The following is a 25,752-nucleotide window of genomic DNA, read 5'->3' as shown; positions in this document are numbered from 1 at the left end:
AGCCATGAGCGTGATGCCGAAGTTTGCCTTGCCGGCCGTCGATGAGCGCGCGCTGGTGCAGAAGCATGCCGAACTGGTGCGGCGTATCGCCCACCATCTGGCGGCGCGCCTGCCGGCCAGCGTCGAGATCGACGATCTGATCCAGGCCGGGATGATCGGCCTGCTCGACGCCGCCCGTCATTACGACGGCTCGGCCGGTGCCAGCTTCGAGACTTATGCCGGCATCCGCATCCGTGGCGCCATGGTTGACGAGCTGCGCTCCGGCGACTGGGCGCCGCGCTCGGTGCACCGCAAGGTGCGCGAGGCCAGCGAGGCGATGCGTGCGCTGGAGCAGAAGCTCGGCCACGCCGCCCGCGAGACCGACATCGCCGAGACCCTGGGCGTGAGCCTGGACGACTACCGCCAGACCATGGCCGACGCCGTGCAGTGCCAGATGTTGTCGCTCGACACGCCGCGCGATAGCGATGACGACGAGGCCTGGCAGATCGAAGACCAGAACAGCCTCTCGCCGGCCGAGCAGTTGCAGAGCCGCGAATTCAAGCAGGCGCTGGCCGAGGCCATCGCCAAGTTGCCGGAAAAAGAGCAGCTGGTGCTCTCGCTCTACTACCGCGACGAGCTGAACCTGCGCGAGATCGGCGAGGTGCTGAACATCACCGAGTCGCGGGTTTGTCAGATTCACGGCCAGGCGCTGGTGCGCGTGCGCGGCCATCTGGCGGAATGGGTTTCGCCAGCCAGCAGCCGGCGCAAGCCCGCGGCGCGCGCCACCAAGCCCAAGCCGGCCAGCGCCGACGTTACTCCCACCACCATCCCCCAAGACCAGAGCGCTCAGACGCTGGAGATACACGCATGAACAAGAACCTCAAAATCCTGGTGGTCGACGATTTCTCGACCATGCGCCGCATCGTCAAGAACCTGCTCAACGAGCTGGGCTACTCCGACATCACCGAGGCCGACGACGGCAAGACCGCGCTGCCGCTGCTGCAGGCCGGGCAGTTCGACTTCGTGATCACCGACTGGAACATGCCCGGCATGCCCGGCATCGAACTGCTCCGCCACATCCGCGCCGACGAGCGCCTGAAGGGCATCCCGGTGCTGATGGTCACCGCCGAGGCGCAGCGCGAGCAGATCATCGAGGCCGCCAAGGCCGGCGTCAGCGGCTACATCGTCAAGCCCTTCACTGGCGTCACCCTGAAGGAAAAGCTGGACAAGATTTTCGAGCGCTACGCGCAAGCGGCGTAAACAGGAGCGGGCAATGGACGATGGCAAGAGCTCCGGGCTCGCCCCGGAGGCCGAGCAGGCCGCGCGCAACGAGTTGCTGGGCCGGCTGCGCGACATGACCCAGGCCCTGGAACAGGGCGACGATCTGCTGTTCGCCGAGCGGCTGCAGGATCTGCTGCGCCGCCGCGAGGACAGCTTCTTTCTGCGCATCGCCCAGCTCACCCAGGATCTGCGCGCCGCCTTCACCGCGCTGGAGAGCGATTCACGCTGGAACGCGCTGGCCAGCGAGCTGCCGGACGCCGGTGCCCGTCTCGACCATGTGCTGCAACTCACCGAGAAGGCGGCGCACCGCACGCTGGATCTGGTCGAGGAAAGCCAGGCCGAGCTGGCGGCGCTGGGCGCCACCGCCCAGAACCTCTCCAGCAGCCGCGCCCGCCTGCACATGGCCGCCGGCAGCTCGCCGGCGCTGGCGCAGTTGGCGAACGATCTGGAGGGCATCGAGTGCGCGCTGATCGCCACCCAGGGTCAGCTGCGCCACCGGCTTTCGGAGCTGGCGATGGCGCAGGAATACCAGGATCTGAGCGGTCAGCTGCTGAAGCGGGTGACCGGTGTGATTCGCGAGGTCGAGCGGGAGCTGATGAAGCTGCTCAGCCAGCGCAGTGGCACTCAAGAGCGCGTCGCCAGCGCCGATACAGGCTTGCAGGGTCCGGCGGTGCCGGGCCTGGAAAAAGCCGGCGCGGTCAGTGGTCAGGACGACGCCGACGCCCTCTTGGCCATGTTCATGTAAGCACCATCACAAGGAATATCCCCAGCCATGTCCGCCGTCCAAGAAGACATTCGCGACGACTTTCTGGCCGAGGCCGGGGAGCTGGTGGCGACGCTCGGCGAGCAGCTGGTGGAGCTGGAGCGGCGCCCGAACGACCCGGAGCTGCTCAACGCCATCTTTCGCGGCTTTCACACCGTCAAGGGCGGTGCCGGCTTCCTGCAACTGGGCATGCTCGCCGAGCTCTGCCACCGTGCCGAGGAAGTGTTTGGCGCCCTGCGCGCCGGCAAGCGCGAGGTCGATGCGCGCCTGATGGACGTCAGCCTGGCGGCACTCGACCAGGTGCAGCACATGCTCGACTGCGTGCGCGGGCACCAGACTCCCGCCGCCGCACCCGCGGCGCTGCTCAAGGATCTTGAAGAACTGCTGGGCGCGCCCGCGGCGGCGACCATCAGTGACGACGAGTTCGAGGCCCTGCTCGACCAGTTGCACGGCAGCGGCCAGCCGCCGACCGCGGCGGTGGAACTGCCGCCGGTGCCACCGCCACCGCCCGCGACGGAGGCGGTGAGCCTGCCTGCGCGCCGCGCCGGCGACAGCGACGGCAGCATCCGCGTCGATACCCAGCGTCTCGATGGCCTGATGAATCTGGTCGGCGAGTTGGTCTTGGTGCGCAACCGACTCAAGACCCTGCACCCGCAGGGCAGCCTGCCGGCCGAGAGCGAGCGCAGCCTGCGCGAGCTCGACGCGCTCACCCGCCGCCTGCAGGGCTCGGTGTTGAACCTGCGCCTGCAGCCGGTGAAGAAACTGTTCTCCCGCTTTCCCAAGCTGGTGCGCGACATCGCTCGCGGCCTTGGCAAGGAAATCGAGTTGGTGCTGGAAGGCGAGGACACCGATCTCGACAAGAATCTGGTCGAGGCCCTGGCCGACCCCTTGCTGCACATGGTCCGCAATGCCTGCGACCACGGCATCGAGACGCCGGAGCGGCGGCTGGCCGCCGGCAAGCCGGCCGCCGGCCGTTTGCGTCTGGCCGCCAGCCATACCGGTGACCGGGTGCTGATCACGGTGAGCGACGACGGCGCCGGCATCGACCCCGAGCGCCTGCGCCGCAAGGCGGTAGAAAAAGGCCTGATCAGTGCCGAGGCTGCCGCCCGTCTCGACGCGCAATCGGCGCTGGAGCTGATCCTGCTGCCCGGCTTTTCCACCAAGGACGAGGTCTCCGATCTCTCCGGTCGTGGCGTCGGCATGGACGTGGTGAAGAGCCGCATCGTCAGCCTGCACGGCAGCGTCGCCATCGAGTCGGTGGTGGGCGAGGGCACCAGTCTGCGGCTGAGCCTGCCGCTGACCCTGGCGATCGCGCCGGTGATGATGACTACGGTGGGCTCGCGCCTGTACGCGATCCCGCTCGACAAGGTGCTGGAGGTGGCGGCGCTGCGGCCCGAGGCCCTGGTCGAAGACGTCGGCGGCCTGCGCTGGCAACACCGCGAGCAGGAGATGCCCTTGATCGATCTGTCGCGCTGGCTGGATGCCGAGGAAGCCGCCGCCGAAGCCGAGCGCCACGTCGCGGTGGTGCAGGTCGGCGAGCGCCGCGCGGCGCTGCTGGTGCATCGCCTGCGCGGTCGCGAGGAGGCGGTGGTGAAGCCCCTGGGCGCCTTGCTCAAGGGGCTGGCCGGATTCTCCGGCGCCACCGTCACCGGCGAGGGCCGCGTCGCCCTGGTGCTGGATGTCGACAGCCTGGTGCAGGCGCATGAAACCGGCAGCGAACTGGGAGCGCGCGCATGGACCTGATGTCGATCATCGGTGTGGTGCTGGCGATCGGTGCGCTGGTCGGCGGCTCGGTGCTCAAGGGCGCCGGCATCCAGGCGCTGTGGGGGCCGGCGGCCTTCGTGATCGTGATACTCGGCACCATCGCCGCGATCCTGGTGCAGACGCCCGGGCCGACGGTGAAGCACGCGCTGAAGATGGCGAAGTGGATCTTCAAGCCGCCGGCGCAGGATGGCCGGGCACTGATCAACCGCATCGTCGAGTGGAGCGATCTGTCGCGCAAGCAGGGCCTGCTGGCGTTGGAGAGCAGCGTCGAGGGCGAGTCCGATCCCTTCCTCAAGAAGGGCTTGCAGCTCCTGGTCGACGGCGCCGAGCCCGACACCATCCGCACCATCCTGGAAGTCGAGGTCGAGGCTAAGGAGCATTTCGACACCCAGGGCGCGAAGTTCTTCGAGGGCATGGGCATCTACTCGCCGACGCTGGGCATCATCGGCGCGGTTCTGGGGTTGATCGCGGTGATGAAGAACCTGGCTGATCCGTCCAAGCTCGGGCATGGCATCGCCGCCGCCTTCACCGCCACCATCTACGGCATCGCCGCCGCCAACCTGTTCTTCCTGCCGATGGCGGCCAAGCTCAAGGCGGCGATTGCCGCGCAGACGGCGATGCGCAATCTGGTGATCGAGGGGCTGATCTCGATTGCGCAGGGGGAGAACCCGCGCAATATCGAGGCGAAGCTCTCGGGGTATTTGCATTGAGCGGTTTCTTGACAGGCATGTTTGGACCCTCGCCAACTTGGGTGCAGTTCGCGCGTTCGCGCTCTGCGGGCTGCGCAGGGCCTGATAGCTTTTTTTCGCCTCTTGGCGACTCACTTTTCTTTGCTCCTGCAAAGAAAAGTAAGCAAAAGAAAGCAGGCCCCTGCGTCGCGCCCCTGCGGGGTGCCCTGCGATGCTCGTGGCCGGGGGGACGCGCCCGAACTCGGCGCCCTATAGGCGCCTCGGACATGCGGGCGCTTCCATACCCCCCGACCACTGCGCTTCTCGGCGCTTACGAAGGGGAGGGCAAGTCAACAGCACTCAGGCTCGTCGGCTGCGCCGACATCGCGCGAGCGAAGCAAGCGCCTGCGGTTGCTTTTGACGTTGCGGTGGCGGCGGACGTAGGCCGCCGTGCTGTGGACGTTCCCGTCCCCTTCGTGGCGCCGAGAAGCGGAGGACCAAAGGGGGATAACAGCGAGCGCCTGTCTGAGGCGCCTATAGGGCGCCGAGTTCGCGAGCGGCCCCTTTGGGCCGAGCATCGCAGGTTTACCCCCGCAGGGGGCGCTACGCAGGGGGGTGCTTTCTTTTGCTTACTTTTCTTTGCACAAGCAAAGAAAAGTGAGTCGCCAAGAGGCGAAAAGAAACTCTCAAACCCTGCAAAGCCAGCAGAGCGCGAACGCGCGAACCACGAGCAGGCAGCAGCCAGAGCAACACATGGCTAGAAAGCACAAACACGAAGAGCACCTCAACGCCGAAGCCTGGGCCATTCCCTACGGCGATCTGGTCACCCTGCTGCTCGCGCTGTTCGTAGTGATGTACGCCATGTCCTCGGTCAACGAAGGCAAGTACCGGGTGTTGTCGGAATCGCTGAACGAGGCCTTCCACGGCACGCCAAGGGTTTCGCGGCCGATCCAGGTCGGCGAGCAGAGCGCGCACGGCATCGGTGGCGCGCCGGCGCCATCGCCTTCTCGGCCACGCCGTGAACAGGGTGGCACCGGCATGCCGGACAGCCTGCACGGGCTCGGCGCGGTGCTGCCCTCGGCCGGCGTGCCGCCGCCGCTGAAGGAGCGCGCCGCCGCGGCCGCCGATGCCGGCGAGCGCGACGCCCTGCGCCGCATCGCCCGCGAGGTGGAAGCGGCCCTCGGCGATCTGATCCGCAAGGACATCGTCATCGTCCGGCGCAAGGACAACCGCCTGGAAATCGAGATCAAGACCGACATCCTGTTCGCCTCCGGCGTCGCCGCCATCGCCGAACCGGCGCGGCCGGTGCTGGTCAAGCTGGGCGGCATCCTTGCGCAGTTTCCCAACCGCCTGCGGGTCGAGGGCCATACCGACGACATGCCGATCGCCACCGCGACCTTCCCCAGCAACTGGGAACTCTCGGCGGCGCGCGCCACCAGCGTCGTGCACGTGCTGATCGGCGCCGGCCTGCATCCGGAGCGACTGTCGGTGGCCGGCTATGGCGAGTTCCAGCCGGTGGTCGCCAACGACTCGGTCGCCAACCGCAATCGCAACCGCCGCGTGGTGCTGGTGGTGCTGGCCAGCGAGGACGGCGGCGATCCACTCGCCGCCGCCGAGCCGGCCACGGACGAGGCCGCGACGCCGGCCACCGCCACTGTTACGCCGACCACCACCGTCGGCGAACCCGCCGCGCCAGCGACGGCCGCCAGCGGTCTGGGCGATCACGCCGCGGCCGCGCCATGACGCTGGCCAAGCCGCCGACGCCGATGCCTATCCCTCTGCCCTTGCCGGGCCCGGAACTGCTGGCCGCGCAGCTGATCGCCGCCGAGATCGCGGCGGAGCCACCGGAGCTGCGTCGCTGGGTTTCGTTCTGGCTGGGCGAGGTTCGCTATGCGCTGGAGATCCAGCAGTTGCGCGAGGTGCTGGCACAGGCGCATCCGGTGCCGGTGCCGGGCGCGCCGCCAGCGGTGCTGGGTGTGATCAATCTGCGTGGCGAGATTGTCACCCTGCTCGATCTCGGCCTCTGGCTGGGGCAAGCCCCGGCGCTTGCCGACGGGCCGGTGCTGGTGCTCGAGCAGCAGGGCTTGAGTCTGGGCCTGCGCGTCGATGCCATGGCGGCGCTGCTCAAGCGCATGCCCGACGAGGTTCTGGCGCCGGAACCAATCCACCCGCCAGCGCTGCAAGCCCTGGTCTGCGGCCGCACCGCCGATGCCGGCGGAATGCTGACGCTGCTCGACGCCAGCCCCTTGCTGGCCGCGCAGCTGCCTGCCGCTCAGGCCGGCTGAATCAGCCGTTCATCGCTGCCGGCCCAGGCACCGGGCGCTCACTCTCAAGCGGGTACAGGGCTTGCCGATAGGGATGCAACTGCGGTCGGTGGCGTCAAGACGCCGACGCGGCAATCGACTAGACCCTATGCGGAGTACTCAAGAACATGGCCGCCAAACGTTCCGCCGTCGCAAGACCCCCCGCCCGCAGCGCTGCCGCGCCGGACCCGGTGGCGCGCATTTCCCTGGGCGCCGAGTTGGGTATCGAAGAGGCCAGTGCCCTGCACCGGCAGCTGCTCGGCGCGGTGGACGAACCGCGGCCGGTGGAGCTGCAGGCGCGCGAGGTGCGTGCCGTGCATACCGCGGCGATGGAGCTGTTCTGCCTGTTCTGCCGTGACCGCCGCGCCGCTGGCCGCGAGACCCGCTGGGAGGAGCCCTCGGAAACCCTGCGTAGCGCCGCCGCTCTGCTGGGCATGAACAGCCTGCTGGGCCTGCTGGCCCTGAATCAGGAAAATCCGGTGGAGGTGGCGGCATGAGCCTGCGCATCCTCGCCGTCGACGACTCCGCCTCGATGCGGCAGATGGTCACCTTCACCCTGCAATCCGCCGGCTTTGAGGTCACCGAGGCCGAGGACGGCCAGGTGGCGCTGAACCTGGCGCAGAAGGAAAAATTCAAGTTGGTGCTGGCCGACGTCAACATGCCCAACATGGACGGCCTCACCCTGGTCAAGAACCTGCGGACGCTGCCGGACTACAAGTTCACGCCGCTGCTGATGCTGACCACCGAGTCGACGCCGGAGAAGAAGGCCGAGGGTAAGGCCGCCGGCGCCACCGGCTGGCTGGTCAAGCCCTTCAACCCCGAGCAGCTGATCGCCACCATCCGCAAGGTGCTGGGGTGAGCGGCCATGCTTTGCGGGCACTGCCCGCAATGGCCGCGAACGCCCGGCCAGGGATGGCGGGGGTGAGTTCCGCCGCTGATCCCATGCGCAAGGCCGCGATGGCGGTGCGCGCCTACGAGCGGCAGGTCATCGCCGAAAGCCGTGTTGGTTCCCTCCCCCGCGAGCGGGGGAGGGCTAGGGTGGGGGCGGTTTCCACCCAGGCGCCACTCGCGCACGCCCCCCTCCCGGCCTCCCCCCGCAAGCAGGGGGAGGAGCAAATGCAGAGGCGCAGAGCGAAGCCATGAGCCTGGACCTCTCCCGCTTCCACCAGACCTTCTTCGAGGAAAGCTTCGAAGGTCTGGACACTATGGAGTCGGCGCTGCTGCGCCTGGATCCGGCCAGCGTCGAGGCCGAGACCATCAACACCATCTTCCGTGCCGCGCACTCGATCAAGGGCGGCGGCGGCACGTTTGGCTTCACCGCGGTCTCCGCCTTCACCCACCTGCTGGAAACCCTGCTCGACCAGATGCGCAGTGGCAGCCGGCCGGTGACCGGCGAGTTGGTGAACTTGCTGCTGAGCTCGGTGGACGCGGTGCGCGAGCTGCTCAATGCCGCCCGCGATGGCCGCCCCGCCAATCTGGAGCTGATCGCCAGTCATCAGGCGGCGCTGGAGCAGGCGCTGGCCAACAAGCCTTCGCCATCCGCCCCGGCCCCGGCCGAGGCGAACGCCGGCTCGACCAGTGCGCCGACCGCCACGCGTGGCTGGCGCATCCGCTTCGCACCACAACCAGGCCTGTTCCGTTCCGGCAATGATCCGCTGCGCATCCTGCGCGAGCTGGCCAGCCTCGGCAGCCTGAGCGCCGAGGCGCAGCTGCCGGAGGACTTGCACCTGGCCGAGACCCAGCCGGAAGACAGTCATGTCAGCTGGAATCTGGAGCTGCTCTCCTCCGCCAGCGAGGCAGCGGTGCGCGAGGCCTTCGCCTGGGTGGAAGACGAATGCGAACTGCAGATCGCACCGCTGCCGGTGGCGGTCGAGACGCGCCCGGCGCTGACCCTGATCCAGGGCGGCAAGGCCGCGGCCGCGAGCCCGACCGCGGCACCCGCTCCCAAGGCCCGCTCCGGCAATGATCGCCGCAGCGCCGGCGAGTCCACCGGCTCGATCCGCGTGCCCACCGACAAGATCGACGTGCTGATCAACCTGGTCGGCGAGCTGGTCATCACCCAGGCGATGCTGGCGCAGACCGGCGCCAACCTCGATCCGGTGGTCAACGAGCGCCTGCTCACCGCGCTGGCCCAGCTCGACCGCAATACCCGCGCCCTGCAGGAATCGGTGATGGGCATCCGCATGCTGCCGATGGACTTCGTATTCAGCCGCTTTCCGCGCCTGGTGCACGACCTCGCCGGCAAGCTCGGCAAGAAGGTGCGGCTGGAAACCGTCGGCGCCGATACCGAGCTGGACAAGAGCGTGATCGAGAAGATCGCCGATCCGCTCACGCATCTGGTGCGCAACGCGCTCGACCACGGCATCGAGACCAGCGCCGAGCGTCTGGCCGCCGGCAAGCCGGAAGAAGGTGTCATCAGCCTGCGCGCCAGCCATCGTGGCGGCAGCATCGTCATCGAGATCGTCGACGACGGCCGTGGCCTGAGCCGTGAGCGCATCCTCGCCAAGGCGCGCAGCCAGGGGCTGGAGGCGCCGGACAGCCTCAGCGACGCCGAGGTGCATCAGCTGATCTTCGCGCCGGGGTTTTCCACCGCCGAGGTGGTCACCGATGTCTCCGGCCGCGGTGTCGGCATGGATGTGGTGAAGAAGAACATCCTCGCCCTCAACGGCCAGGTCGATCTCGCCAGCCGGCCGGGGCAGGGCACCCAGGTCAGCATCCGCCTGCCGCTGACGCTGGCCATCCTCGACGGCATGAGCGTGGCGGTGGGCGAGGAAGTGTTCATCGTGCCGCTGGCGGCGGTGGTCGAGTCGCTACAGGCGCACCCCGAGGACGTGAAGACCATCGGCCACAGCGCGCGGGTGGTGCGGGTGCGCAACGAGATGGTGCCGCTGATGGCCCTGCACGAGCTGGTCGGCCTGCCGGCCGCGGCCGTGAACGACCGCAACCTCTGCATCCTGATCGAATCCGAGGGCCGCAAGCTGGCGCTCGGCGTCGATGACCTGCTCGGCCAGCAGCAGGTGGTGGTGAAGAACCTAGAGAGCAATTACCGCCGGGTTCCCAACATGTCCGGCGCCACCATCCTCGGCGACGGCCGGGTGGCGCTGATTCTTGACGCCGGCGAGCTGGTGCGCCGCTTGCAGCCGGCCGCGGCTGCCTAGTAGCTACGACCAGGAGCTCTTAAGAGCATGAATTCCCCCGTCTTCGACTCCCAACACAGCGCCGCCGGAAATCCGGTGGAAGCCGGTATCCGCGAATACCTCACCTTCACGCTCGGCGCCGAGGAATACGGTGTCGACATCCTCAAGGTCCAGGAGATCCGCGGCTACGACACCATCACCCGCATCCCCGATGCGCCGGACTTCATCAAGGGCGTCATCAACCTGCGCGGCACCATCGTGCCGGTGGTCGATATGCGGCTGAAGTTCAAGCTCGGCCGCGCCGACTACAACGAGTTCACGGTGATGATCATTTTGAACATCGCCCGCCGGGTGGTGGGCATGGTGGTCGATGGCGTCTCCGACGTCATGCAGTTGACGGCCGAACAGATCCGTCCGGCGCCGGAATTCGGCAGCGCCATCAACACCCGCTACATCACCGGTCTGGGCACGCTCGATAACCGCATGCTGATTCTGGTGGACATCGAGAAGCTGATGTCCGGCGCCGACATGGCGTTGATGGATGCGCATGCCCAGTCGCTGCAGTAAGGCCCCCGCCCATGCTTTCCGGAGACTCCCATGAAATCCGATTCCCTGATGACGCTGCTCGAGGTGCTGGTTGCCGGGCCGCTGCTGGCAGCCGCTGCCGCTCTGCTGGCCTTGCTGTTTGGCCTGGTCGTGCTGATCGGTCTAGACCTTTTAGGGGCAGGTGGTCGTGAGCGTCTGTCTGGCCTGCGATCACCTCAAGAATCTTTGAAACCCGGCGCGCACTCCGCCGCCATCAACTCATCCCATCACTAATTAGGGCCGAATCGCCATGAAATCCGCTACCGCCGTCCGGTCCAAGAAGACCGGCAAGTCCGTCACGAAATCCATGCCGGCAAAAGCGCCCAAGGCCGCCGGGCCTCGCCGCCCCGTCCCCGTCGCCAAGGCGCCGACGGCCGCCAGCCGGGCGCAGAACGAAGCTCTGGCACAGCTTGCCGCGATCCATCGCTCGCAGGCGATTCTCGAATTTGGCACGGATGGCATCATCCAGAACGCCAACGATAAGTTCCTCGCGCTGCACGGCTACACCCTGGATGAACTGCGCGGCCAGCACCATTCGATTCTGGTGGCCGCAGCGGATCGCGGCGGCGACGAGTATCGCGAGTACAGCGCGAATCTGGCGCGCGGCGAAAGCCAGGCCGGGCAATACCTGCGGGTGACCAAGGCCGGCACCGAGGTGGCCGTGCAGGCAGTCTGCACGCCGGTCCTCAATGCCGCCGGCGCCGTGCAGCGCTTTCTCGAGCTGTCAACGGACATCAGCAATGATTTCCGCAAGGCCGAGGAAATCCGCACGGAGCTGGAAGTGCGCACGCGCATCATGAACGAGACCAGCATCGTCTCGATGGCCGACAAGAAGGGCGACATCCTGTCGTTCAACCAGAAATACCTGGACATTTCCAAATACAGCCCGGAAGAACTGATCGGCAGCCCGCACAGCATCACCCGCCATCCGGACATGCCCAAGGAAACGTTCAAGAAGCTGTGGGCGACCATCGGGCGCGGCAATGTGTTCCGCGGCGTCATCAAGAACCGCGCCAAGGACGGCGAACCGTACTATGTGGATGCGGTCATCGCTCCGTTCATGGGCAAGAATGGCAAGCCGGAAAAATACCTGGGCGTGCGCTATGACATCACCAAGGCCGAGATCGAGCGCCAGAACATGCAGGGCATCGTTGATGCCCTCAACAAGTCGCAGGCGGTTATAGAATTCGACCTCAAGGGCAACATCACCACCGCCAATGATCTGTTCCTGACCGCGCTGGGTTACAGCCTGGCCGAGATCAAGGGCCAGCATCACGGCATGTTCGTGGACCCGGCTTACCGCAATTCCCCCGAATACCGGTCATTCTGGGAGAAGCTGGGCCGCGGCGAATACGACGCCGGACAGTACCGGCGCGTGCGCAAGGATGGCCAGGAGATCTGGATCCAGGCCAGCTACAACCCGATCTGCGACGAGATGGGTCGGCCGTTCAAGGTGGTGAAGTACGCCAGCGATATCACCGAAAAAGTGCGCGCCGAACAGGCTCTGCGCCAGGCCGTGGAACAGGCTCAGGTGGTCCTGACTGCGGCGACCCAGGGCGACCTGAGCCGGCGCGTGCCGATGGAGGGCAAAAGTGGCCAGATCGAGGCGCTGTGCTCGGCTATCAACACCATGCTCATCGGCGTCGAGGAATCCACCATCCGCGAGAAGAAGATCGCCGACGAGAATCTGCGCATCAAGAACGCCCTGGACAATGTCTCGGGCAATGTCATGATCGCCAACAACGAGCGCCAGATCGTCTACATGAACAATGCGGTCAGCGAGATGATGAACCGCAACGAGGCCGAGCTGCGCAAGACGCTGCCGAACTTCGAGGCGCGCAAGCTGATCAGCACCAGCATCGACGGCTTCCACAAGAACCCGGCACACCAGATGCAGCTGCTCTCCGGCCTACGTGGCACCCACCGCGCCGAGATCAAGATCAGCGGCCTGACCTTCGGCCTGGTCGCCAGCCCGATCATCAATCCACAGGGTGAACGCCTGGGCACGGTAGTCGAGTGGAAGGATCGTACCGCCGAAGTCGCCGTCGAGAACGAGGTGGGCGCCATCGTCGCCGCCGCCGCCAACGGCGACTTCAGCCGCCGGGTCAGCCTGGATGGCAAGGAGGGCTTCTTCAAGCTGCTCGCCGACAACATCAACCTGCTGCTGGAGGCCAGCGATGTCGGCCTCAACGAGGTGGCGCGGGTGCTGGGCGCCCTGGCGCAGGGTGATCTCACCCAGACCGTCAGCGGCGACTTCAAGGGCACCTTCGGCAAGCTCAAGGACGACGCCAACGCGACGGTCAGCCAGCTGACCCAGATCGTTGGCCAGATCAAGCTCGCCACCGAGACCATCAATACCGCCGCCAAGGAGATCGCCGCCGGCAACAGCGACCTCTCGGCGCGCACCGAATCGCAGGCTGCCTCGCTGGAGGAAACCGCCTCCAGCATGGAAGAGCTGACCTCGACGGTGAAGCAGAACGCCGAAAACGCCAAGCAGGCCAACCAGCTCGCCATCGGCGCCAGCAGCATCGCGGTGCAGGGCGGCAAGGTGGTCAGCGAAGTGGTCAGCACCATGTCGGCGATCAACGAGTCCAGCAAGAAGATCGTCGACATCATCAGCGTCATCGACGGCATCGCCTTCCAGACCAACATCCTGGCGCTCAACGCGGCGGTGGAAGCCGCCCGCGCCGGCGAACAGGGTCGCGGCTTCGCGGTGGTGGCCGCCGAGGTGCGCAGCCTGGCGCAGCGTAGCGCCGGCGCCGCCAAGGAGATCAAGGGGCTGATCGGTGACTCGGTGGAGAAGGTCGGCAATGGCTCCAAGCTGGTCGAGCAGGCCGGCAAGACCATGGACGAGATCGTCAGCAGCGTGAAGCGGGTGACCGACATCATGTCGGAGATCACCGCCGCCTCGCAGGAGCAGAGCCAGGGCATCGAGCAGGTCAACCAGACCATCACGCAGATGGACGAAGTCACCCAGCAGAACGCCGCCCTGGTCGAGGAGGCCACCGCCTCCGCCCGCTCGCTGGAAGAGCAGGCTGGTGGGTTGAGCCACTCGGTCAGCCAGTTCCGGCTCTCCGAGGCGCAGAACAACGAGCGCTACGCGATGGCGATGCCGCCGTCGCGGCCGGCGCCGGTGCGCATGGAGCGGCCGACCGCCGCCCGCGCCGCGCGCCCGGTGGCGCCCAGCCGCCCGGTCGTAAAGCCGATGGCGGTGGTGCCCAAGCGCAATGGCACCACCGGCAAGGCCGACGATCAGTGGAGCGAGTTCTAAGCCAAAGGCCAATGACCGGAGACCGGAGATGCGTCTGTTCGCCAGCCATAGCGACTCGCAGTGCTTCCTCCGGCTCCTCGCCAACTGGGGCCTGAGCCTGGCCGGGCTGCCGCTCGCCGTCGATGACGACGAGGAGCGCAGCCCGCTGCCGGCCCTGCCGCTCACCGTCACCAGCAGCAGTCCAACCGTCGAACTCAGATGAGCCAGGACCAGGAACAGCGGCAGTATCCCTACGCGCCGCGCGACTTCGAGCGGGTGCGACAGCTGATCCACGCCCGCGCCGGCATCGCGCTGGCCGACAGCAAGTCCGACATGGTCTACAGCCGCCTGGTGCGGCGACTGCGGGCCACCGACAGCGGCTCGTTCAAGGAGTATCTGGACAACCTCGAGAACGCCGGCAGCGCCGAGGAGTGGCAGGCCTTCACCAACGCGCTCACCACCAATCTCACCGCCTTCTTCCGCGAGGCGCATCACTTCGAATCGCTCGCGGGCTTGCTCAAGTCGCGCCCGCGTGGCGAACGCATCCTGCTCTGGTCGGCGGCAGCTTCCACCGGCGAGGAGCCGTACTCCATTGCCATGACCGCTGCCGAGGTGTTCGGCACGCTGACGCCGCCGGTGACCATCCTGGCTACCGACATCGACACCCAGGTTCTGGCCACCGGCGAGCGCGGCGTGTATCCGATGGAGCGCATCGAGAAGCTCTCCGCAGAACGCCAGCGCCGCTTCTTCAAGCGCGGAACCGGCAGCAACGCCGGCTACTGCAAGGTGGTGGACGAACTGCGCAACCTGATCCGCTTCCGGCAGCTCAATCTGCTCGACCCGGTGTGGCCGATGCAGGGGCCTTTCCAGGCGATCTTCTGCCGCAACGTGATGATCTACTTCGACAAGCCGACCCAGCTGGAGATCATCGGCAAGCTGGTGCCGCGGCTTGCCGCCGATGGCCTGCTCTACGCCGGTCATTCGGAGAGCTTCTTCCACGCCGCGCATCTGATCCGGCCGCTGGGCCGCACCATCTACACCACCACCTCGCCGGCGTCGAAACCGGCGCAGCGCCGACCGCTGGCCGCATGAGCGCGGCCGCCGCCATGGACGACTCCTGGGCCAGCTCCGGCGCCGCCGGCGACGGCTGGGCGAGCTTCGTCTATTTCGACCGCCAGTTTGAAAAGACTGGCGTCAAGCTGCTGCCCGGCGAGTTCTATGTATCGCGCGAGGACCTGGTGCTGACTACGGTGCTCGGCTCCTGCGTCTCGGCCTGTATTCGGGATCCGCGCCTGGGCATCGGCGGCATGAACCACTTCATGCTGCCCGACTCCGAGTTGGGCAGTGGCAATTCCGCCCGCTACGGCAGCTACGCGATGGAGGTGCTGGTCAACGAGCTGCTGAAAGCCGGTGCCCGCCGCTCGGGCCTGGAAGCCAAGGTGTTCGGCGGCGCGGCGGTGCTGAAGGGCTTCAACGACAGCCAGGTCGGCAGCCGCAATGCCCAGTTCGTGCTCGACTATCTGAAAGCCGAACACATCCCGGTGCTGGCCCAGGATCTCGGCGACACCTGCCCGCGCAAGATCTTCTTCTTCCCGGCCGACGGCCGGGTATTGGTGCGTCGACTCACCAGCAATCTCGCCAGCCGCGATCTGGCGCAGGAGACCGCCTACCGCTCGCGGCTGGTCGCCGCGCCGGTGTCCGGCGGCGTCGAGTTGTTCGACTAGGTGCCAAACGCCATGCCTATCAAGGTTTTGATCGTTGACGACTCCGCCCTGGTGCGCCAGCTGCTCACCGAGATGATCGGCGCCGACCCGGCATTCCAGGTCGTCGGTGCCGCCTCCGACCCCCTGGTCGCGCGCGAGAAGATCAAGCAGCTCAAACCCGATGTGCTGACGCTGGATGTCGAGATGCCGCGCATGGACGGCCTGACCTTCCTCGAAAATCTGATGCGCCTGCACCCGCTGCCGGTGCTGATGGTCAGCTCGCTCACCGAGCGCGGCGCCGATGTCACGCTGCAGGCCTTGGAGCTGGGCGCGATCGACTTCGTCACCAAGCCCAAGCTCGATGTCCAGGCCGGTCTGCTGGAGCAGTCCGAAGAGCTGCGCCGCAAGCTCCGCGAGGTGGCGCGTGCCCGGATTCCGGCGCGGATACCGCGACCGGCACCGGTCGTCGGCGCCGCCATGCCGACACCACGCCGGCTTTACGGCACCACCGAGAAGATCATCGCCATCGGCTCCTCCACCGGCGGCACCGAGGCGGCGCGGGCGGTGATCGAGCGGATGCCGGCCGATGCTCCGGCCATCGTCATCGCCCAGCACATACCGGCGGCGTTTTCGGCGCCGTTCGCGGCGCGCCTGGACCGCTGCGGCGCCATGCGCGCCTGCGAAGCCCAGGATGGCCAGCTGATCGTGCCCGGCCACGTCTATGTCGCCCCCGGCGGCTGGCATCTGCAGGTGGTGCGCAGCGGCGCCCGCTATGTCTGCAAGCTCAACGACGATCCGCCGGAATGCTTCCAGCGGCCGGCGGTGGACGTGCTGTTCCGCAGCGTTGCCCAGCATGTCGGTCCCAACGCGGTGGCGGCGGTGCTCACCGGCATGGGCGAAGACGGCGCCCGTGGCCTCTTGGCGCTACGCCAGGCTGGCGCCCGCACCCTGGTGCAGGACGAGGCCAGCAGCGTGGTCTGGGGCATGCCCGGCGCGGCGTTTCGCCTGGGTGCCGCCGAAGCGGTGCTGCCATTGACGGAGATCGCACAGGAATTGCTGAGGCTGTCCAGCGCGCCGGCCTCGGCGCGCCGTTCCTCGGAGCCGCGCTCAAGGACCGGCGAGCCGGGGTCGATAAGTCCAACCAATCACAGCCCATAGGCCTGCCATGTCCAGTCCAACCCTGAAAACCCTCCTGCTGCCGCTGGCCTTCACCGCCGCGCATGCGCTGGCGAGCTTGCTGGGCGCCTCCACGCCCCTGGTCTGGACCCTGCTGGCGGCGATGCTGCTGGCCTGGGGCCATGCCGCCTGGAGCCTGCAACGCCAGGAGCGCCGCAAGCTGGAGGCCCTGTTGCGCCAGAAGCCGCGCGACGAGGCCTGGCTGGCCGAGCAGCACCGTCTGCTGGCCGGCATCTGCGACTCGGCGCGCGAGGAGGCGCAGAGCGTGCTCGGCGAGGTCGACCGGGTGCGGGTGCTGATCCGCGACGCGGTCGGCCAGTTGCAGCAGAGTTTCGAGGCGATGAACCGGCAGTCGCGCGAGCAGTCGGCGACGGTGGCGCGCATCGTCACCCGCCAGGACGCCGCCGCCGACGAGGGTGTCAACGTGCATGGCTTCGTGTCGCGCGCCGGCACCCTGATGTCCGGCCTGGTCGATTCCCTGGCCCAGGTCAGCGCCCAGAGCACGGCCAGCGTCGGCCAGATCGACGCCATGGTCCAGCACATGGACGCCATCTTCGAGCTACTCAACGACGTGAAGTCGATCGCCGACCAGACCAATCTGCTGGCGCTCAATGCCGCCATCGAGGCGGCGCGGGCCGGCGAGGCCGGGCGCGGCTTCGCGGTGGTGGCCGAGGAGATCCGCAATCTGTCGCAGCGCTCCAATACCTTCAACGAGCAGATCCGTGGCCTGGTCGGCTCCTCGCGGGAGGCGGTGGCGGCGGTGCGCGCCACGGTCAGCGAGATGGCCAGCCGCGACTTGAGCTTGAGTCGCACCGCCCAGCAGGAGATGTCCGGCGTGCTCGGCCAGGTGGAGGCGCTCAACGGCTCGATGGAATCGGGCATGCGCGAGTTGTCCAGTTCCGGCCAGCGGATCGCCGATGCGGTGGGCGAGGCGGTGCGCTGCCTGCAGTTCGAGGACATCTCCACCCAGGCCCTGAGCGCGGCGGTGAGCCACATCGACCGCGTGCAGGCGATGGCGCTGGAGGCGGAGAATCTGCACCGGCTGATGGCGGAGTCGCCGGCTACCGACAGCGAGCAGCGCCGCGCCGAGGTGGACCGCTGGCACCGCCAGGCCGAGGACCGCATCCGCCAGTGGCGGGCGGTGCCGCACAAGGCGGTGCTGCAGGCCTCGATGGATTCCGGCTCGGTGGACCTGTTCTAGACGCCGCAACCGAGTCCGCGCCCGAAAGCCCGCGTCCGTCGCGGGCTTTTGCTTGCCGGCGAGCCGGTGGCTGTCAAGCCGCCGATGGCGCAGGCGCGGCGGCGGCGACCAGACCAGACTGTCAGCCGCGAAAAGCGCGGTGGGAACTGGCAAACTATGGCACCGAACGCACACTCCGACCGGCGTCCGATGCGGCACTCCGCCGTCCAGGGCGCTATTCCGCCCCCCGATTTCCTTCCTTCAAGGGACCGATGATGGCCGGTAACTACGACCTGCAGCACCTGATCGACAACAACGCCCGCTGGGCGGCCCGCGTGGTCAAGAACGACCCCGGCTTCTTCCGCCGGCTGGTGGCCCAGCAGGCGCCGGAATACCTCTGGATCGGCTGTGCCGACTCCCGGGTACCCGCCAACGAGGTGGTCGACCTCGCCCCCGGCGAGCTGTTCGTGCACCGCAACGTCGCCAACGTGGTGACCCATTCCGACGTCAACTGCCAGTCGGTGATCCAGTTTGCCGTCGACGTGCTCAAGATCAAGCACATCATGGTGGTGGGCCACTACGGTTGCTCCGGCGTCCGCGCGGCTCTGACCTGCCAGCGGGTGAACGGCGTCGCCGACCACTGGCTGGGGCATGTGCGCGACGTGGCCTGCCGCCACCAGCCGCTGATCGACCTGGAGCCGGACGAGGCGCACCGCTTCAGCCTCTTGTGCGAGCTGAACGTGCTGGAGCAGGCCCTGAACGTCTGCTCCTCGCTGACCGTCCAGGACGCCTGGGCACGCGGCCAGCCACTCACCGTCCACGGCTGGATCTATGGCCTGGGCGACGGCCTGGTGCGTCATCTGGACGTGGCGGTGAGCGGCCCGACCGATCTGGGCAAGCTGCGCGAGCGGGCGGTGCGCAGCATTGGCGAGGCGCGCCGCACCCATACCAACCGCCCCGACTGAAGCGGCCAGGACTGCCCCGGGGCCGTCGCTTCGGGGGGGTAAAGCACGTAAAATCGCCCGGCTTGGCGACCCTGCGGGGCGCCTAAACAGTTCCTTTTCGATCCAGGTAGCACCCAGATGAGCATCGAACGCGACGTGATGGAGTACGACGTGCTGATCGTCGGCGCAGGCCCCGCGGGCCTGTCCGCCGCCATCCGCCTCAAGCAGATCAACCCCGACCTCTCGGTCTGTCTGGTGGAGAAGGGCTCCGAAGTCGGTGCCCACATCCTCTCCGGCGCGGTGTTCGAGCCGCGCTCGCTCAACGAGCTGATCCCGGACTGGAAGGCCAAGGGCGCGCCGCTCAAGACCCCGGTGGCCGGCGACGACATCTACTTCCTCCTCTCCGAGGAGAAAGCCTTCAAGATGCCCGGCCTGTTCGTGCCCAAGCCGATGCACAACGAGGGCAACTACATCATCTCGCTGGGCAAGCTGGTGCGCTGGCTGGGCGACCAGGCCCAGGAACTGGGCGTGGAAATCTACCCCGGTTTCGCCGCCCAGGAAGTGCTGATCGACGGAGAGGGCATCGTCCGCGGCATCCAGGTCGGTGACCTGGGCGTGGACCGCGAAGGTCACCACAAGCCCGACTTCGCGCCGGGCATGGAGCTGCGCGCCAAGTACACCCTGTTCGCCGAAGGCTGCCGCGGCCACCTGGCCAAGCGCCTGCTCGCCAAGTACCAGCTGGACAAGGACGCCGATCCGCAGCACTACGCCATCGGCATCAAGGAGCAGTGGACGGTCCCCGCCGGTCAGCACAAGCCGGGCCTGGTGGTGCACAGCGCCGGTTGGCCGCTGTCGGTGGGCGGCACCGAGAGCCTGGGTGGTTCCTTCCTGTATCACCTGGAAGACAACCAGGTGGTGGTCGGCCTGATCGTCGACCTCTCCTACAGCAATCCGCACCTCTCGCCCTTCGACGAGTTCCAGCGCTACAAGCAGCACCCGGTGATCAAGCAGTACCTGCAGGGCGGTACCCGCGTCGCCTACGGTGCCCGCGCGATCAGCAAGGGTGGCTTCAACTCGCTGCCGAAGATGGCCTTCCCGGGCGGCGTGCTGATCGGCTGCGACCTCGGCACCATGAACTTCGCCAAGATCAAGGGCAGCCACACCGCGATGAAGAGCGGCATGCTGGCCGCCGAAGCCGCCGCCGAGGCCCTGGCCGCCGGCCGCGCCGCCGACACGCTCGACAACTACACCGACAAGTTCAAGGCGAGCTGGCTCTACGACGAGCTGTACCGCAGCCGCAACTTCGGGCCCTTCCTGCACAAGTTCGGCGCCCTGGTCGGTGGCGGCATCAACTACATCGAGCAGAACTGGTTCGGTGGCAAGTTCCCGTTCACCGTCCACGACCGCATCCCGGACTACGCCACCCTCAAGCTGGCCAAGGACAGCGTGAAGCCGGTCTACCCGAAGCCGGACGGCAAGCTCAGCTTCGACAAGCTGTCCTCGGTGTTCCTGTCCTCGACCAATCACGAGGAGGAGCAGCCCTGCCATCTGCAGCTCAAGGATCCGAGCATTCCGCTCGCCAAGAACCTGCCGATGTACGACGAGCCGGCGCAGCGCTATTGCCCGGCCGGGGTCTACGAAGTGGTGGGCGAGGGCGAGGCCAAGCGCTTCCAGATCAATGCCCAGAACTGCGTGCACTGCAAGACCTGCGACATCAAGGATCCGGCGCAGAACATCAACTGGGTGGCGCCGGAAGGTTCCGGCGGCCCGAATTACGCGGCGATGTAAGGCGCCGGCAGGCGGGGTTGCGTCGCTACGGCCAATCCCGCCCGCCTTGCCGCATCGCACAATATCCCGCTTTTTTTCGTTTTGAACCGTAGAGAGACCGCATGAAAGCAATCGTCAGCGTCAAGCGCGTGGTGGACTACAACGTCCGCATCCAGGTCAAGCCGGACGGCTCCGGCGTCGTCACCGACGGCGTCAAGATGAGCATGAATCCCTTTGACGAAATCGCCATGGAAGAGGCGGTGCGTCTGAAGGAGAAGGGCAAGATCACCGAGATCATCGCCGTCACCATCGGCGGTGCGAAGAACGAGGAGACCCTGCGCACCGCGCTGGCCTTCGGCGCCACCAAGGCCATCCACATCAAGGACGAAGGCGAGGTGCAGCCGCTGACCGCCGCCCGCGCCCTGGCCGCCGTGTTCAAGAAGGAAGGCGCCTCGCTGCTGATCGCCGGCAAGCAGGCGATCGACGACGACGCCAACCAGACCGGCCAGATGGTCGCCGCCCTGCTCGACATCGCCCAGGCGACCTTCGCCGGCAAGGTGGACGTCGATGGCAACAAGGCCACCGTGGTCCGCGAAGTGGACGCCGGCCTGGAAACCCTGGAAATCGACCTGCCGGCCGTCATCACCGCCGACCTGCGTCTGAACGAGCCGCGCTACCTGAAGCTGCCGGACATCATGAAGGCCAAGCGCATTCCCATCGAGGCCACCACCCTGGCCGACCTGGGCGTGACCGCCGCTGCCGCCGTGAAGACCGTCAAGACCGCGCCGCCGCCGACCCGCAGCAAGGGCGTAGTGGTGAAGACCGTCGACGACCTGATCGCCGCGCTCAAGGCCAAGGGCCTGGCCTAAATCTCTGTCGCGAGGCGAAAGGCGTGAGGAGCGAGGCTTAAAGCCCCTCCAGCGCCTCGCCCCTCACGACTCACCCCTCACGGAGTAACTCATGTCCAAGATTCTCGTCATTGCGGAACACGCCGACGGCAAGCTGAATGCCGGCGTCGCCAAGGTGCTGGCCGCCGCCAGCAAGATCGGCGGCGAAGTCACCGTGCTGGTGCTGGCTGCCGACGGCGCCGCCGTCGCTGCCGAAGCCGCCAAGCTGGATGGTGTGGCCAAGGTGCTGGTCGCCGATAGCGCCGCGCTTGCCAACCCGGTCGCCGCCAACCTCGCGCCGGCCATCGTCGAAGTCGCCGCCGGCTACAGCCATGTGCTGTTCCCGGGCACCACCTTCGGCAAGGATGTTGCCCCGCGCGTCGCCGCCAAGCTCGGCGTGCCGCAGATCAGCGACGTGATGGCGGTGCACTCCGGCAGCTCCTTCGACCGCCCGGTCTACGCCGGCAATGCCATCACCACCGTCGAAGCGCCGGCCGGCACCATTGTCATCACCGTGCGCCTGGCTTCCTTCACCGCCGTTGCCGCCAGCGGCAGCGCCGCGGTCGAGAAGGTTTCGGTGGGCGTCACCGCCGCTGCCCACACCCGCTACGTGAAGCTGGAAGCGCAGAAGTCCGCGCGCCCCGACCTGCAGTCCGCCAACAAGGTGGTCTCCGGTGGCCGCGCCCTGGGTTCGTCGGAGAACTTCAAGGTGATCTTCGACTTCGCCGACAAGATCGGCGCCGGCGTCGGCGCCAGCCGCGCGGCGGTCGACTCCGGCTATGTGCCGAACGACATGCAGGTCGGCCAGACCGGCAAGATCATCGCGCCGGAGCTGTACTTCGCCATCGGCATCTCGGGCGCGATCCAGCACCTCGCCGGCATCAAGGACGCCCGCACCATCGTCGCCATCAACAAGGACGCGGAAGCGCCGATCTTCGAAGTGGCCGACATCGGCCTGGTCGGCGATCTGTTCACCGTGGTGCCGGAGCTGACCGCGAAGATGTAATGCGCGCTGCACGCTGAAACTGACAAAGGCCGGGTGACCGGCCTTTGTCGTATCTGGAGGATGAAAAGATGGCTTACCGTTCCGTGTTCGCGCGCGAGGCCTTTGCCGGACGCACCTATATCGTTACCGGCGGTGGTTCCGGCATCGGCCGCTGCACCGCGCACGAGCTGGCCAGCCTCGGCGCCAAGGTGCTGATCACCGGCCGCAAACCCGAAAAGCTCGACAGGACCGTCGCCGAAATCATCGAGGACGGCGGCCAGGCCGCCGGCTATGCCTTCGACATCCGCGACGAGGAGGCGGTGAAGACCGCGCTCAAGCAGATGCTCGCCGAGCACGGCGCCGTCCACGGCCTGGTCAACAACGCCGGCGGGCAGTTCCCGATGCCGGTGGCGCTGATCTCCAAGAAGGGCTTCGAGGCGGTGGTCGCCAACAATCTCACCGGCGGCTTCCTGGTCGCCCGCGAGCTCTACAACCTGCACTTCAAGAAGCACGGCGGCGCCATCGTCAACATGCTCGCCGACATGTGGGGTGGCATGCCCGGTATGGCGCACTCGGGGGCCGCGCGGGCCGGCATGATGAACCTCACCGAGACCATGGCTACCGAATGGGCCAGCAACGGCGTGCGGGTCAACGCGGTGGCGCCGGGCTTTGTCGCCAGCTCCGGCATGGATCAGTACGACCCGGCCTTCACCGCCCAGGTGATTCCGCAGATGGCCAGCACCATCCCGCTGCGGCGCATGGCCGAAGAGGCCGAGATCAGCGCCGCCATCGTCTTCCTGCTCTCGGATGGCGCCAGCTTCGTCACCGGCCACACCCTCAAGATCGACGGCGGCGCCAGCCTCAACACCAAGCTGTTCCCGCTGCAGGGCAAGGGCAATGCGCCCTACGACGGCTTCCATCGGGCGACGAAGCCGAAGGCGGTGCAGGGAAACTGAACCGCCGCAAATCCGGCGGTACAAGCACGAAGCCCCGGTTTCCCGGGGCTTCGTGCTGTCGGCGGCTCAGTACAGCTTGCGCTCGCCTGCCGGCGGCGGCGTGTACTGGTATAGCCAGGTCTCGCTCAGGGTTTCCTTGCCGTTCTTGAGATACAGCCGGATGTTGATCGGCTCCAGGCTGTCGTCGGGCACCAGGTCGAACATCGCGCGGTAACCCTTGAGCGAGTGCAGGGGGCGGGCGGAGGTGATCTCCACCTTGCCGCGCGAGGCCTCGATCACCGCCTCGACCGGCGCCTTGGGGTCCAGCTCCGCCAGCTTGCCGCCGGCGAAGTCGATGGCGAAGCGCCAGGAGAACCGGGTGCGCTTCTGGCCGATCACGCCGCCCAGGCCGGTGCGGGTGTCCTGCACGGTGGCCAGCGGCGGCGTCGCCGGCGGGGTCGCGCCCCAGTGCAGCTTGTAGGACAGCAGATATTCCTGGCCCGGCTGCACCGGTTCCTTCGGGTTCCAGAAGGCGACGATGTTGTCGAAGGTCTCGTCGACGGTGGGAATCTCCACCAGTTGCACCGCGCCCAGACCCCAGTCGCCCTTGGGCTCTACCCAGAGGCTGGGGCGCTTCTCGTAGAACACGCCGTCGTCCTGGTAGTGGTCGAAGTTGCGGTCGCGCTGCAACAGGCCGAAGCCGCGCGGGTTGTTGTCGAAATAGCTGTTCACCCGCACGCCGGTGGGGTTGACCAGAGGACGCCACAGCCATTCGCCGGCGCCGGTGAGCATGGCCAGGCCGTCGGTATCGTGAATCTCCGGACGCCAGTCCCAGGCCATGCGCTTATCGTTTTCGCCGTACTGGTACATGCTGGTCAGGGGCGCGATGCCGAGGCGCTCGATGGGCTTGCGCGGGTAGAGCGCGGCGTCGATCTCCATCACCAGACTCTTGCCCGGCGTGACCAGGAAGCGGTAGGCGCCAGTGGTGCTCGGCGAGTCGAGCAGGGCGTAGACGGTGAGGTGCTGATCGCCCTTCTTGGGGCGCTCCAGCCAGTAGGCGCTGAACACCGGGAATTCCTCCGGGCGCGGCAGGCCGGTGTCGATAGCGAGACCGCGCGCCGACAGGCCGTACTGCTTGTCCTCGCCGACCGCGCGGAAATAGCTGGCGCCCAGGAAGGCGGCGACATCCAGTTCGAACTTGGGCGGCACCTGGATGCGGAAGCCGGCGTAGCCGAGGTCTTCCGGCAGCTTGCCGAGCTTGGCCTTGCCGTCGTACTTGAAGTACTCCGGCTTGTAGGCGATCTCGCGTGCCTGGCCGTCGACCACCTCGAACAGGTGCACCGGGGTCTGGAAGTACAGGCCCAGGTGGAACAGCCGGGCCTGGAAGGGGCTGTCCGGCGTGCGCCAGAGCGAGTGATCGGCCTTGAACTGCAGACGCTGGTAGTCGTCCCAGCTGATGTCCTTGAGCGACCTGGGCAACTCGCCCTGGTGCGAGACATAGGGAGATTCCGACAGGTGCCGCGCATGGCCCTTGAGCCAGGCGTAGTCGAAGGCCTGCGCCGGCGCGGTAGCGGCGAGCGCACTGGGCGCGCTGACGAGGCCGGCCAGCAGGGCGCCGCAAGCGGCGAGGGACTTCAGCAAGTCTCTACGGTTCATGTTGGACGTGTTCTTTTGCGGAAAGGCGCGCGAAGTTTAGATTCAGTTACGGCGCAAAGGGCATTTTTCTTGCGGACGGACCTGGTTCCCGGCTCTGGCGGAGTCCTCCTGGGGCATCGCACACTGCACACATGCAACTCGCCATCTTCGACCTCGACCACACCCTGCTGACCGACGACAGCGACTTCCTCTGGGGGCAGTTCCTGTGCGACGAGGGGCATGTCGACCGCGCCGAGTACGAGGCGACCAACCAGGCCTATTACCAGCAGTACCTGGCCGGCACCCTGGACATGCTGGAGTTCTGCGCCTTCAGCCTGCGGCCGCTGGCGGCGCACGATCCCGAGACGCTCTACGCCTGGCGCCGGCAATTCATCGCTGAGCGCATCGCGCCCATCGTCGCGCCGAAGGCGCCGGAGCTGCTGGCGCGCCACCGCGCCGAGGGCGCCACGCTGCTCATCACCAGCGCCACCAACCGCTTCGTCACCGAGCCGATCGCCGAGCTGCTGGGCGTGGAGCACCTGCTCGCCACCGAGGTGGAGATGATTGATGGCCGCTATACCGGCCGGATTGCCGGCCTACCCAACTTCCAGGGCGGCAAGGTGACCCGCCTGCAGCAATGGCTGGCGCAGCAGCCGCAGGCCTACACCAGCACCATCGCCTACAGCGATTCCCGCAACGATATTCCGTTGCTGGAGATGGCCGACGAGGCGGTGGCGGTGGACGCCGACCCGGTGCTGAGCGCCGAGGCCGCCAAGCGCGGCTGGCGGGCGATCAGTCTGCGCGCCTGAG

The 25,752-nt window shown here is 67.2% G+C and carries 24 protein-coding genes and 1 pseudogene; 24 read left to right on the top strand and 1 reads right to left on the bottom strand.

Features of this window, described 5'->3' with window-relative positions:
• The first annotated feature begins 4 nt into the window (after positions 1–4).
• From AC3WT6_RS17095 to AC3WT6_RS16985, 23 genes and pseudogenes are all read left to right on the top strand, one after another.
• A complete protein-coding gene (locus AC3WT6_RS17095) occupies positions 5–850 on the top strand; it encodes an RNA polymerase sigma factor FliA (protein WP_492654809.1) in 846 nt (281 codons plus the stop codon).
• Positions 847–1,239: a chemotaxis response regulator CheY gene (gene cheY, locus AC3WT6_RS17090; RefSeq protein ID WP_492654808.1), complete on the top strand. Its 393-nt coding sequence runs from the start codon at positions 847–849 to the stop codon at positions 1,237–1,239. Before AC3WT6_RS17095 ends, cheY begins: the two co-directional genes overlap by 4 nt.
• A 13-nt stretch (positions 1,240–1,252) precedes the next feature.
• On the top strand, positions 1,253–2,005 hold the full coding sequence (locus AC3WT6_RS17085) for a protein phosphatase CheZ (RefSeq protein ID WP_492654807.1): 753 nt from the start codon (positions 1,253–1,255) through the stop codon (positions 2,003–2,005).
• Positions 2,006–2,032: 27 nt separating this feature from the next.
• Positions 2,033–3,766, top strand: a complete 1,734-nt coding sequence (locus AC3WT6_RS17080; RefSeq protein ID WP_492654806.1) for a chemotaxis protein CheA — start codon at positions 2,033–2,035, stop codon at positions 3,764–3,766.
• Positions 3,757–4,497: a flagellar motor protein gene (locus AC3WT6_RS17075; protein WP_492654805.1), complete on the top strand. Its 741-nt coding sequence runs from the start codon at positions 3,757–3,759 to the stop codon at positions 4,495–4,497. Before AC3WT6_RS17080 ends, AC3WT6_RS17075 begins: the two co-directional genes overlap by 10 nt.
• A 711-nt stretch (positions 4,498–5,208) precedes the next feature.
• Positions 5,209–6,198: a flagellar motor protein MotD gene (gene motD / locus AC3WT6_RS17070; RefSeq protein ID WP_492654804.1), complete on the top strand. Its 990-nt coding sequence runs from the start codon at positions 5,209–5,211 to the stop codon at positions 6,196–6,198.
• Positions 6,195–6,740 (top strand): chemotaxis protein CheW, encoded by a 546-nt coding sequence (locus AC3WT6_RS17065; protein WP_492654803.1) that lies wholly within the window; start codon positions 6,195–6,197, stop codon positions 6,738–6,740. Before motD ends, AC3WT6_RS17065 begins: the two co-directional genes overlap by 4 nt.
• A gap of 146 nt (positions 6,741–6,886) precedes the next feature.
• Positions 6,887–7,255: an STAS domain-containing protein gene (locus AC3WT6_RS17060; RefSeq protein ID WP_492654802.1), complete on the top strand. Its 369-nt coding sequence runs from the start codon at positions 6,887–6,889 to the stop codon at positions 7,253–7,255.
• Positions 7,252–7,617 carry a response regulator gene (locus AC3WT6_RS17055; protein ID WP_492654801.1) on the top strand — a complete coding sequence of 122 codons (366 nt, stop codon included), beginning with the start codon at positions 7,252–7,254 and terminating at the stop codon, positions 7,615–7,617. The genes AC3WT6_RS17060 and AC3WT6_RS17055 overlap by 4 nt, the downstream gene beginning before the upstream one ends.
• Before the next feature lie 280 nt (positions 7,618–7,897).
• A complete protein-coding gene (locus AC3WT6_RS17050; protein WP_492654800.1) occupies positions 7,898–9,916 on the top strand; it encodes a chemotaxis protein CheA in 2,019 nt (672 codons plus the stop codon).
• A 27-nt stretch (positions 9,917–9,943) separates the two neighbouring features.
• Complete coding sequence (locus AC3WT6_RS17045) at positions 9,944–10,462, top strand: chemotaxis protein CheW (protein WP_492654799.1); 519 nt, start codon at positions 9,944–9,946, stop codon at positions 10,460–10,462.
• A gap of 30 nt (positions 10,463–10,492) precedes the next feature.
• Positions 10,493–10,714, top strand: a complete 222-nt coding sequence (locus AC3WT6_RS17040) for a hypothetical protein (protein WP_492654798.1) — start codon at positions 10,493–10,495, stop codon at positions 10,712–10,714.
• A 16-nt stretch (positions 10,715–10,730) separates the two neighbouring features.
• Positions 10,731–13,751, top strand: a complete 3,021-nt coding sequence (locus tag AC3WT6_RS17035) for a methyl-accepting chemotaxis protein (protein ID WP_492654797.1) — start codon at positions 10,731–10,733, stop codon at positions 13,749–13,751.
• Between the two features lie 28 nt (positions 13,752–13,779).
• The gene (locus AC3WT6_RS17030) at positions 13,780–13,953 is read left to right on the top strand and encodes a hypothetical protein (protein ID WP_492654796.1); all 174 of its coding nucleotides are present in this window, start codon (positions 13,780–13,782) and stop codon (positions 13,951–13,953) included.
• A complete protein-coding gene (locus AC3WT6_RS17025) occupies positions 13,950–14,822 on the top strand; it encodes a CheR family methyltransferase (protein WP_492654795.1) in 873 nt (290 codons plus the stop codon). Before AC3WT6_RS17030 ends, AC3WT6_RS17025 begins: the two co-directional genes overlap by 4 nt.
• A 14-nt stretch (positions 14,823–14,836) precedes the next feature.
• Positions 14,837–15,454: a chemoreceptor glutamine deamidase CheD gene (cheD, locus tag AC3WT6_RS17020; RefSeq protein ID WP_492654819.1), complete on the top strand. Its 618-nt coding sequence runs from the start codon at positions 14,837–14,839 to the stop codon at positions 15,452–15,454.
• Positions 15,455–15,466: 12 nt separating this feature from the next.
• A pseudogene (locus tag AC3WT6_RS17015) lies at positions 15,467–16,504 on the top strand (protein-glutamate methylesterase/protein-glutamine glutaminase); the annotation flags it as partial.
• Between the two features lie 94 nt (positions 16,505–16,598).
• On the top strand, positions 16,599–17,810 hold the full coding sequence (locus tag AC3WT6_RS17010) for a methyl-accepting chemotaxis protein (RefSeq protein ID WP_492654794.1): 1,212 nt from the start codon (positions 16,599–16,601) through the stop codon (positions 17,808–17,810).
• 254 nt (positions 17,811–18,064) lie between these two features.
• Positions 18,065–18,754 carry a carbonate dehydratase gene (gene can, locus AC3WT6_RS17005; protein WP_492654793.1) on the top strand — a complete coding sequence of 230 codons (690 nt, stop codon included), beginning with the start codon at positions 18,065–18,067 and terminating at the stop codon, positions 18,752–18,754.
• 123 nt (positions 18,755–18,877) lie between these two features.
• Entirely contained in the window at positions 18,878–20,521 is a 1,644-nt protein-coding gene (locus AC3WT6_RS17000) for an electron transfer flavoprotein-ubiquinone oxidoreductase (protein ID WP_492654818.1), read from the top strand.
• A 101-nt stretch (positions 20,522–20,622) separates the two neighbouring features.
• A complete protein-coding gene (locus AC3WT6_RS16995) occupies positions 20,623–21,369 on the top strand; it encodes an electron transfer flavoprotein subunit beta/FixA family protein (RefSeq protein WP_492654792.1) in 747 nt (248 codons plus the stop codon).
• Between the two features lie 91 nt (positions 21,370–21,460).
• Complete coding sequence (locus AC3WT6_RS16990; RefSeq protein WP_492654791.1) at positions 21,461–22,393, top strand: electron transfer flavoprotein subunit alpha/FixB family protein; 933 nt, start codon at positions 21,461–21,463, stop codon at positions 22,391–22,393.
• A 68-nt stretch (positions 22,394–22,461) separates the two neighbouring features.
• A complete protein-coding gene (locus AC3WT6_RS16985; RefSeq protein WP_492654790.1) occupies positions 22,462–23,328 on the top strand; it encodes an SDR family oxidoreductase in 867 nt (288 codons plus the stop codon).
• A 66-nt stretch (positions 23,329–23,394) separates the two neighbouring features.
• On the opposite strand, the gene AC3WT6_RS16980 is transcribed toward AC3WT6_RS16985, so the two are convergent.
• Positions 23,395–24,963, bottom strand: coding sequence for an OpgD/OpgG family glucan biosynthesis protein (locus AC3WT6_RS16980; protein ID WP_492654789.1), 1,569 nt, complete (start codon positions 24,961–24,963; stop codon positions 23,395–23,397).
• 131 nt (positions 24,964–25,094) lie between these two features.
• On the opposite strand from AC3WT6_RS16980, the gene AC3WT6_RS16975 reads away from it, so the two are divergent.
• Positions 25,095–25,751, top strand: a complete 657-nt coding sequence (locus AC3WT6_RS16975; RefSeq protein WP_492654788.1) for a histidinol-phosphatase — start codon at positions 25,095–25,097, stop codon at positions 25,749–25,751.
• Position 25,752 lies beyond the last annotated feature (1 nt).

The sequence above is a fragment of the Stagnimonas sp. FW305-C-60 genome (assembly GCF_058782965.1).
The sequence above is the reverse complement of the archived record's forward strand: the minus strand, read 5'-3'. Positions and strand labels throughout refer to the sequence as shown.